We start from the raw sequence: 10,775 nt of genomic DNA on the forward strand, positions 1-10,775 counted from the left end.
ATGAAAACGAAACGATTACAATTGATGATAATGGCAACTTTGTTTTTAGGTGTAAATATTGGCGGTGCATCTGTTGCACAAGGGGCTACATTGCAACATAAAAGTGCAGTAGTGACTAAAAAGCCAACGCCGAAATCAACAGTATCTACAACAAATGTATCGAAAGTAAATACGACGAAGCGGTCAACTTTTCGACCACTTGTAACTAAACCGGCTCCAAAGCCTGTGGCAAAAGTGACTCCGAAGTCAAATGCATCTAGTGTACCAAAAACTAGTGCAAAACCAGTTAGTGCGGCTAAATCTACAACAACTGTTAAAACAGCCAGTACAACAAAACCAGCAGCTGCTACGTGGAAACCAGCTACTAAATCCGTGGCGTCTAGTACTGCAGCAACGGCTCAAAAACCTGTTGCAAAATCTACAGTTACTAGTGCTAAGGCTACAACGGTAAAGCCAGCTGCATCTACGGCTGTAAAAACTTCTGAAGCCAATAGTATTAAAGCTAATACGGCTGCTATTACGCGTAATAAAGTAGGTTCTGTTGTTACACCTGCTACGGAGCGTGTAGAAAATGTACCAAATGTGCGCGTGTTATTGGGCAGTCGCAGTTCCGATGCTACAGTTACATCTACTGCTAATATGGTTGTGTTAAATGGTGCTAATGGTCAAGTTAGTACAATCAGTGCAAACCGTGGAACCTCTGTTGGTATTCGAAGTGGTAAAATTGCTGTCAATGGAAAGGCCATTGATACGGTAGTTACATTAAAACCAGCCAATAATGATGCACCATTCTTGTTTGAAGGCAAAGGCTATCGTGGAGGACTTACATTACGTGCTAATAATGGAAAGATGATGGTCATTAATTCTGTACCTCTTGAAGACTATCTTTATGGCGTAGTACCGCAAGAAGTCGTTCCATCTTGGCCAGCAGCTGCATTAGAAGCACAAGCTGTAGCTGCTCGAACTTATGCTCTTCATACTATGGAAGAGAATAAAGGTAAACCGTATGATGTGAGTACGTCCACAGATCACCAAGTCTATAATGGTGTTAGTGGTGAAACGCAAGCTACTACAAATGCAGTTAATAAAACAAAGGGGATGGTTATGTTATATAACCAACGCCCTATTAATGCCTTATTCCATTCTGATGGCGGCGGTTATACTGAGGATAGTGTCAATGTTTGGGGTAGTGATGTACCGTATTTGAAAGGTGTAAAGGATTTTAGTACTGGCACATCGACATCGAACTGGACAGTTACTACTTCTCGTCAGGCCCTTGAAAGTAAGCTTAATGCAGCTAGTAAAGGGGTTGGCAAATTGAAGAGCATTCAATTGACACCTCTTGGCAAGCCAGGTCAACAAACATCTGATCGCGGCGTATCTGGTCGAATTAAGAGTGCTACTTTCATAGGTACCTCTGGAAAAACGACCATTGATGGGGATTCTTTACGCAGTATTTTAGGCTTGAAATCAACACTATTTGATTTTTATGTAAATCATAACCCAGCTAAAGATACGGGTAAGGCGTATCATAATTTTACTGGTAGTAATGATACTGTCTATATTAAAGGCCACGGTTGGGGACATGGTCTTGGTATGTCTCAATGGGGCGCTGCAGAAATGGCTAAGCGTGCGACACCAGGGGATACAAATTATTACCAAACTATTTTGCGTCACTACTATAGTGGCATTACATTAAAGAAAATGTACTAATAAGGATTGCGATGAAAGTTACAGATTTTGATTATGAATTACCAGAGGAACTTATTGCTCAACATCCTGTAGAGCCTCGTGATACGGCGAGACTGTTGACCTTGGACAAGGTTACAGGTGAGGTTGCGCATAAAGAGCATTTTTACGATTTGCTAGATGAACTCCATGAAGGGGATGTACTTGTATTTAATAATACAAAGGTTATTCCTGCGAGATTATATGGGCAACGTCAAGGCTCTGGTGGCAAGGTTGAGGTGTTGCTCCTCACACCGTGTGGTGAAAATCGCTGGGAATGCCTTGTTAAACCTGGTAAAAAATGTCCTATTGGTCAAGTTATCGAATTTGATGACCGATTAAGTGGGACCGTTATAGATAAAACTGAGTTTGGAGGTCGTATCATTGAATTCACTTGCGATGGTGTATTTGATGATGTGATACAAGAAATCGGTGAAATGCCATTACCTCCATATATTCATGAGAAGCTAGAAGATAAAGATCGTTATCAAACCGTTTATGCTAAGGAAAAAGGTTCAGCGGCTGCTCCAACAGCAGGGCTTCACTTTACACCTGAACTATTAGAAAAGATAAAAGCGAAAGGTGTAGAGCTAGAATTTGTTACCTTGCATGTTGGTCTTGGAACATTTAGATCTGTATCAGCAGAGACAATTGAGGACCATGAAATGCATAGTGAGTTCTTCGTGGTATCTCAAGATACAGCTGATCGTATTAATGCAGCTAAGCGAAACGGACGCCGTATCATTGCGGTAGGTACTACTTCTGTGCGTACCCTTGAGTCGGCTACCAATGATGATGGTGTCCTACAAGGCATTAGTGGATGGACACAAATCTTTATCTATCCTGGCTACAAATTTAAGATGATTGATGCATTGGTAACGAATTTCCACTTGCCTCAATCTACATTATTAATGTTGATTAGTGCATTGGCTGGTCGTGAACATTGTTTGGCGGCCTACGAAGAAGCTGTACGCGAACGTTATCGTTTCTTTAGCTTCGGCGATGCTATGTTTATACGTTAGGAGGGACTATGCCGAGTATTACTTATGAATTACAAAAGACATGTCCTCACACGGGGGCTCGTGCTGGTTTATTGCATACGCCACATGGTACCTTCCAAACGCCTATGTTTATGCCTGTAGGTACACAAGCTACAGTTAAAACTATGACGCCTGAGGAATTAAAGGCAATGGGATCTCAAGTTATCTTGAGCAATACGTACCATTTATTCCTTCGTCCTGGTCCTGAACTCGTAGAGGAAGCAGGTGGCTTACATAAATTTATGAACTGGGATCAAGCTATTTTAACTGATAGCGGTGGGTTCCAAGTATTTAGCTTAGGCGATATGCGTAAGATTACTGAGGAGGGTGTAACCTTTAGATCTCATATTGATGGGTCTAAACAGTTTTTATCTCCAGAGGTGGCAACAAAGGTACAAGAGCAATTAGGTTCTGATATTGCGATGGCCTTTGATGAATGTATTCCCTATCCTGCGGACCATGATTATGCAAAGCGCTCAACAGCTCGTACCACACGTTGGGCTCATCGTTGCCAAGAGGCTCGTAAAGCCCATGACCGACAAGGGATGTTTGGCATCGTCCAAGGTGGTATGTACAAAGACTTGCGCAAACAAAGTGCGGAAGAGCTGGTAGCTATGGACTTTGAAGGCTATAGTATCGGTGGCTTATCCGTTGGGGAACCTCATGATTTAATGAATGAAATTCTTGAATACACAACACCGCTATTACCTACTAATAAGGCTCGTTATTTGATGGGCGTTGGTACGGCGGATTGTCTTGTAGAAGGCGTAGCACGTGGTATTGATATGTTCGACTGCGTATACCCTACACGGGTTGCCCGAAATGGGATGGCTATGACTTGGAACGGTCGCCTTAATATTCGAAATGCGCAGTTTGCTCATGATTGGGGTCCGTTAGAAGAAGGCTGCCAATGTTATACATGTAAAAATTATTCTCGTGCTTATATTCGTCACTTGTATAAGGCGGAAGAAATTTTGGCATTGCGTCTCGTAACATACCATAATCTTTACTTCTTGCTTGAGTTTATGCGTCAAATGAGACAAGCCATCTTAGAAGATCGGTTCCCACAATTTAGAATGCAATTTTGGGATAGCTTTAAAAAATAGTAATTAAGTCTAGTCAAATCTATATTAGGTGGCTATACTAGAAAAGAAAAACATATTTATTATACTAGGAGGATAAAATGGAAGATATTTTACAAGTGTTGCAAACTAGCTGGCCTATTTTGTTGATGGTCGTAATCTTTTATTTCTTATTGTGGCGTCCACAAAAGAAACAACAAAAAGAGCGCGCTAATTTGTTAGGCAGCTTGAAGAAAGGCCAAAAAATCGTTACTATTGGCGGTATTTATGGTGAAATCGTTGAACTTGATGATGAAAAAGTAAAGGTTCAAGTATCTGAAAAAGTAGAGTTAACATTTGCACGTTCTGCAATTGCTAACGTTCTTTCCAAGAAAAACAAGGAAGAAAAATAATGAATACAAAGGAAGCAGTGCGCCGGGCGTGCAAGGCCCAGCGCGCTGCTTTATCCGTTGCTGATTGTAATACATGGATTGCGCTTTTAACAGATCAAATTGTTAATAGTCCTGAGTATATATCAGCTAATACCATTATGGCCTATTTGGCGATGCCCAAGGAGGCCAATTTAGACGATGTTATTCGTCATGCTTTAGAACATGGTAAATCCGTATATGTTCCAGTATGTACAGATAAGACGACCATGATTGCAGTTCGTCTTAAGTCTCTAGAATCTATCACTCGGGGTGTGTTAAATATACGCATTCCCTCTGAGCCATACGAGGTTATTAATCCACATGACTTGGATTTGATTTTAGTGCCTGGTGCTGGCTTTGACCGTCAAGGCGGTCGCATGGGGATGGGGAATGGGTATTACGATCGATTTCTCAAGGAACTTTCACCACGTACATTTATGGGCGTATGCTGGTCATTACAATTGTGGGATACACCAATCCCAATGGATGAATTGGACCAACGGATGAGCAAAATTGTAACGGAGCAAGGCGTTATACATTGCGTATAGTAGTAGAAGGGAGCAACTATTTTGAACGGTAAAGCTATTATCAAGTTTTTAGTAGTCATTGCTGCCATCATTGGATTATTTGCGTATTTTATTCAACCATTAGCAGGCTCTTTGAAACAAGGCCTAGACTTGCAAGGTGGTACGCACATCGTATTGGAAGCAGAGGACTCTGCGACTGGTACAGCTGACAATGATGCAGTGGAACGGGCGAAGCAAATCTTAGAGCGTCGTATTAATGAAATGGGTTTGTCTGAACCACTAGTACAACGTGAAGGTGCTCGTCGTATTATCATCGAATTGCCAGGTGTAAAAGATCCTGACGAAGCGATTAAACGTATCGGTAAAACAGCGGTCTTGGAATTTAAAAACGACCAAGGTCAAACTGTTATGACTGGTGATGATTTAAAAGATGCAAAAGAAGAGTTAGGTCAAAATAAACAACCACTCGTTGCTATAGAATTAAGCGATGAAGGGGCTAAGAAATTTGCTGATTTAACATCTAAAAATATTGGTCGTCGTATTGCCATTACATTGGATGGTAAAGAATTGACTAATCCTGTAGTACAACAAGCAATTACAGGTGGTAAAGCAACTATCTCTGGTAGTCAAAGCTTAGAAGAAGCTAAAGACTTGGCTATTTTATTACGTTCTGGTGCATTGCCTGTTAAAATTAATGTATTGGAAGTGCGTACAGTCGGTCCTTCTTTGGGACAAGACTCCAAGGATAAATCTGTTGTAGCCTTCAGTGCTGGTATTGCCATGATCATGATTTTCTTGGTTATTTTATATCGTTTTTCTGGTATCGTAGCTAATATTGCATTACTTGTATATGTTATGCTCTTATTGCTCGTATTAGGTAAAGGCTTTAATGCAACTATGACATTGCCAGGTATCGCTGGTATTATCTTATCCATGGGTGTTGCTGTAGATGCGAACATTCTTATCTTTGAACGTTTCAAAGAAGAGGTGTTCTCCGGTAAGTCCATGCGTGTAGCCATGGAAGCTGGTTTCAGTCGTGCTTTAGCAACAATTACAGATGCGAACGTATCCGTTATCATTACTGCTGCTATCTTGACAATCTTAGGCTCTGGCCCTGTAAAAGGTTTCGCTATCAGCTTAGGCGTAGGTGTTGTTGTAAGTATGTTCACAGCTATTACTGTGAGCCATTTCTTATTGCGCTTACTTATTGATTGTAACTTTACGAACCATCCATTCTGGTTTGGTGCGAATATCTCTCCAAGCACAAGTGCTGACGCATTTGCACCAAAATCTTTGAAAGGAGGTAAACGCAAATGACATTAGACGTAATTAAGCATCATCGTTGGTGGTTTGCTATTTCCTCCACACTTGTTATTATCAGTTTGATTTCCATCTTTACTAAAGGCTTTAACTTTGGTATTGATTATACTGGTGGTACGATTGTTGAAGTTGTATTTGATCAGCCTGTAGAGGTTAGTCAAGTTCGTGACGTCCTAAAAGAATATAATCTTGAAAACGCACAAATTCAGCTTTCTGGAGATACTACTGGTGATACAGCGGGCGAAGACGTTATGATTCGTACACGTAATCTTGAACCTAGTGAAAGTGCCGCTGTAATTGAATCTTTGACTAAATCTATCGGTAACAATACAGTTAAACGTATTGAAACTGTAGGTGCTGTAATTGGTTCTGAAGTTACAGAACATGCGTTGTTAAATCTTGTTATAGCGTTTGCGGCATTAGCATTATATATTTCTTATCGTTTTGAATATAAAGTTGCTATTTCTGCTCTCGTTGCAATTTTCCATGATTTGATTATGGTTCTTGGTGTATTCTCTTATTTCCAATTAGAAATTGATGCGTCTTTCTTGGCGGCTATTCTTACGGTTGTAGGTTACTCCATGAATGAATCTGTAGTTATCTTTGACCGTGTTCGTGAAAATACACATACACATAAACGTTCTGACACATTTGCAGATCTTGCGAATGCGTCTATTACACAAAGTATTCACCGTAGTTTCTATACATTGGCTACCGTTATGTTTGCCTGTGTATCCCTTTATTTATTCGGTGGGGACACTACGAAGAACTTTGCTCTTTGTATGATTATCGGTTTTGCTAGTGGTGCGTACTCCTCTATCTGTGTAGCTACATCCTTATGGGTTATGTGGAAGAGTCGCAACAAAAACGATATTCGAAATCAACAATAACATATGTGCTTTTAACCTATTGTTGGTAAAAGTATTAGAACCTCTCCGAACTATATTCGGAGAGGTTCTTTATTTATATATAGTTCTTTTGCTAGTTATAATCTACTAATAAATTAATACTATAGATAACTCATATATTTATATATAGGCTCTATGTATATAAGGAGGTTTGTAGTTATTGAATTCTTTGTATATGAGTCGTAAAATAGCAAAGTGACAAAATGTTTAAAGGGGGAAGATAGATGGGTTCAAACCGATTATGGAGTCCTGCTTTTATAAACTATGGTATAAGCAGTGGCATTTTATATATGACACAATATGTTCTTGTAGCAGCCTTGCCGATAGTCATAACCTCTGAATTAAGTGGAAGTGATTTAGATGCGGGATTAGCGATGACCTATTTTCAAATAGGCACAATTGTATGTAGGCTCTTTGCAGGTCGTTTAATTGATGGCTTTAATAAACGGGTTGTATTACTATTATCAACTGCTTTATTTTTCATCATTATGGGACTCTTTAATTTTACAACCTCTTTAGAAGCCATCTTTGTATTGCGGGGGCTACATGGCGTTGTATTTGCTTTGGGCACGACTGTAATGGCGGCGTTGGCGGTATTGGTATTACCTCCTAATCGAAAGGGGGAGGGCATCAATATGTTTGCTATCTTTTCGAATGTGGCAATGGTATTGGGGCCTGCAATAGGCTTATATGCACTTGCTTCGTATGGTAGTATAGCTCTCTATCTATTCTTAACTATTATGACAGGGTTAGTCCTAGTATTGAGTAATTGTATTCCTTTATCAAAAGAATTAGCAATGCCTAAACCATCTACTCACAAAGGATGGCATATATCTCAATTTATTGAAAAAAGAAGTTTACCTTGGGCCTTAATGGGACTATTTATTGGCTTTACCTATTCTGGTGTGTTAGTATTTATTCCCATTGAGTTAAATAGTATGGGGGCTGGTATTTGGGGCAGTGCATTTTTTGCTATCTTTGCGGTAATGATTATAATCAGTCGGCCGCTAGTAGGAAAAGCATATGCTAGGTATGGCTCTAAATATATTATCTACCCTGGCCTAGTACTCTTTATACTAGGACTATTAGCATTAGGCATAGCTACTACGCCATTAACCATAATATTAACGGCCCCTTTGTTAGGTTTAGGTTATGGTGCAGCACAACCAGCATTTCAAGCGTTAGCCATTCAATCAGCACCAATCGAACGAGCTGGGGTATCAACAGCAACATATTTTTTAGCATTAGATATAAGTGTGGGTGCTGGATCTGTCATTTTGGCTTTGTTAGCTAGTGCTGTAGGCTATCAGTATCTATATATGTTTACTGCGGTGATAATGATTATAGCACTAGCCTTATATCATATATGGATTAAGAGGCACACACCTCTAGAACTGTAAAACAAAAATAGTGATATAGTAAAAGCTACTAACAGTATTAGACTATTAGACACAATATAATAATCAATCCTTAGAATGTATTTTATAATATGTTCTAAGGATTTTTCTTTTATAAAGTAGTTATAAGTTTATAGGTTTATAAGATAGTACTTAAAAATAATATGAATAAAAAGAAAAGAAAAATAGTGTTATACAATATAAATCCCTAAATAATAAGAAATTAAAAGAAGATTATAAAGACGGTGGTGAAGATTAAATGAAGTTGAGAAAATAACAACTTTATGTGTTGACGATATTTTTATTTATGCTATACTTATACAAGTCGTTAGGACACAGCACAAACGACAAGCAAAAAAACTTCTAAAAAAGTTTTGAAAAAGTGCTTGACGGAATGAGCTGAACTTGATAGAATAATCAAGTCGCCAGTTGATGAAACACTTCGAAAGAGGATGTGGAAACTGGTACAGATCTTTGAAAACTGAACAATGATAGGTAATCAATCATATGATTGAACATATGCCAGAGTGCGGGTTTTGACAAAGTCAAAACCAACCATAATTCAAAGTTACTTAAATGTAACGACAACAAATAAAATGAGCTATTCAAATAGCTTCAAGATATCTTGGAGAGTTTGATCCTGGCTCAGGACGAACGCTGGCGGCGTGCTTAACACATGCAAGTCGAACGAAGAGCGATGGAAGCTTGCTTCTATCAATCTTAGTGGCGAACGGGTGAGTAACGCGTAATCAACCTGCCCTTCAGAGGGGGACAACAGTTGGAAACGACTGCTAATACCGCATACGATCTAATCTCGGCATCGAGGATAGATGAAAGGTGGCCTCTATTTATAAGCTATCACTGAAGGAGGGGATTGCGTCTGATTAGCTAGTTGGAGGGGTAACGGCCCACCAAGGCGATGATCAGTAGCCGGTCTGAGAGGATGAACGGCCACATTGGGACTGAGACACGGCCCAGACTCCTACGGGAGGCAGCAGTGGGGAATCTTCCGCAATGGACGAAAGTCTGACGGAGCAACGCCGCGTGAGTGATGACGGCCTTCGGGTTGTAAAGCTCTGTTAATCGGGACGAAAGGCCTTCTTGCGAATAGTTAGAAGGATTGACGGTACCGGAATAGAAAGCCACGGCTAACTACGTGCCAGCAGCCGCGGTAATACGTAGGTGGCAAGCGTTGTCCGGAATTATTGGGCGTAAAGCGCGCGCAGGCGGATTGGTCAGTCTGTCTTAAAAGTTCGGGGCTTAACCCCGTGATGGGATGGAAACTGCCAATCTAGAGTATCGGAGAGGAAAGTGGAATTCCTAGTGTAGCGGTGAAATGCGTAGATATTAGGAAGAACACCAGTGGCGAAGGCGACTTTCTGGACGAAAACTGACGCTGAGGCGCGAAAGCCAGGGGAGCGAACGGGATTAGATACCCCGGTAGTCCTGGCCGTAAACGATGGGTACTAGGTGTAGGAGGTATCGACCCCTTCTGTGCCGGAGTTAACGCAATAAGTACCCCGCCTGGGGAGTACGACCGCAAGGTTGAAACTCAAAGGAATTGACGGGGGCCCGCACAAGCGGTGGAGTATGTGGTTTAATTCGACGCAACGCGAAGAACCTTACCAGGTCTTGACATTGATGGACAGAACCAGAGATGGTTCCTCTTCTTCGGAAGCCAGAAAACAGGTGGTGCACGGTTGTCGTCAGCTCGTGTCGTGAGATGTTGGGTTAAGTCCCGCAACGAGCGCAACCCCTATCTTATGTTGCCAGCACTTCGGGTGGGAACTCATGAGAGACTGCCGCAGACAATGCGGAGGAAGGCGGGGATGACGTCAAATCATCATGCCCCTTATGACCTGGGCTACACACGTACTACAATGGGAGTTAATAGACGGAAGCAATACCGCGAGGTGGAGCAAACCCGAGAAACACTCTCTCAGTTCGGATCGTAGGCTGCAACTCGCCTACGTGAAGTCGGAATCGCTAGTAATCGCAGGTCAGCATACTGCGGTGAATACGTTCCCGGGCCTTGTACACACCGCCCGTCACACCACGAAAGTCGGAAGTGCCCAAAGCCGGTGGGGTAACCTTCGGGAGCCAGCCGTCTAAGGTAAAGTCGATGATTGGGGTGAAGTCGTAACAAGGTAGCCGTATCGGAAGGTGCGGCTGGATCACCTCCTTTCTAGGGAGACATACACTAAGCCAAGAGCTTAGATGTCACTTAGGTCGACACTTTGGCGCCTAACATTGTTCGGTTTTGAGAGATCTGTAAAGACTCTCAAACATAATATGAATATGTCGCAAGATGTAGTCAGATTATTGTTCTTTGAAAACTGCATAGAAGAATTAATATATATTTG

Annotated in this window: 8 protein-coding genes and 1 rRNA gene; all 9 read left to right on the top strand. The window is 41.2% G+C overall.

What is annotated here, in order from left to right; all coding sequences use genetic code 11:
• The 9 genes from VRHSUH10_RS09445 (at position 1) to VRHSUH10_RS09485 (ending at position 10,597) form a co-directional block, all read left to right on the top strand.
• Positions 1–1,713: a SpoIID/LytB domain-containing protein gene (locus tag VRHSUH10_RS09445; RefSeq protein WP_105090332.1), complete on the top strand. Its 1,713-nt coding sequence runs from the start codon at positions 1–3 to the stop codon at positions 1,711–1,713.
• An 11-nt stretch (positions 1,714–1,724) separates the two neighbouring features.
• Complete coding sequence (gene queA, locus VRHSUH10_RS09450) at positions 1,725–2,750, top strand: tRNA preQ1(34) S-adenosylmethionine ribosyltransferase-isomerase QueA (protein WP_105090333.1); 1,026 nt, start codon at positions 1,725–1,727, stop codon at positions 2,748–2,750.
• A gap of 8 nt (positions 2,751–2,758) precedes the next feature.
• Positions 2,759–3,874, top strand: coding sequence for a tRNA guanosine(34) transglycosylase Tgt (tgt, locus tag VRHSUH10_RS09455; protein WP_105090334.1), 1,116 nt, complete (start codon positions 2,759–2,761; stop codon positions 3,872–3,874).
• 77 nt (positions 3,875–3,951) lie between these two features.
• Entirely contained in the window at positions 3,952–4,242 is a 291-nt protein-coding gene (gene yajC, locus VRHSUH10_RS09460) for a preprotein translocase subunit YajC (protein WP_005387358.1), read from the top strand.
• Positions 4,242–4,808 carry a 5-formyltetrahydrofolate cyclo-ligase gene (locus VRHSUH10_RS09465; RefSeq protein ID WP_105090335.1) on the top strand — a complete coding sequence of 189 codons (567 nt, stop codon included), beginning with the start codon at positions 4,242–4,244 and terminating at the stop codon, positions 4,806–4,808. Before yajC ends, VRHSUH10_RS09465 begins: the two co-directional genes overlap by 1 nt.
• 21 nt (positions 4,809–4,829) lie before the next feature.
• Positions 4,830–6,104, top strand: a complete 1,275-nt coding sequence (gene secD / locus VRHSUH10_RS09470) for a protein translocase subunit SecD (protein ID WP_005387360.1) — start codon at positions 4,830–4,832, stop codon at positions 6,102–6,104.
• Positions 6,101–6,997 carry a protein translocase subunit SecF gene (gene secF / locus VRHSUH10_RS09475; protein ID WP_005387361.1) on the top strand — a complete coding sequence of 299 codons (897 nt, stop codon included), beginning with the start codon at positions 6,101–6,103 and terminating at the stop codon, positions 6,995–6,997. The genes secD and secF overlap by 4 nt, the downstream gene beginning before the upstream one ends.
• A 242-nt stretch (positions 6,998–7,239) precedes the next feature.
• Complete coding sequence (locus VRHSUH10_RS09480; protein WP_105090336.1) at positions 7,240–8,415, top strand: MFS transporter; 1,176 nt, start codon at positions 7,240–7,242, stop codon at positions 8,413–8,415.
• Positions 8,416–9,034: 619 nt separating this feature from the next.
• A 16S ribosomal RNA gene (locus VRHSUH10_RS09485) occupies positions 9,035–10,597 on the top strand.
• Positions 10,598–10,775 lie beyond the last annotated feature (178 nt).

It is taken from the genome of Veillonella sp. T11011-6 (assembly GCF_002959755.1).
Taxonomy (GTDB): Bacteria; Bacillota; Negativicutes; order Veillonellales; family Veillonellaceae; genus Veillonella.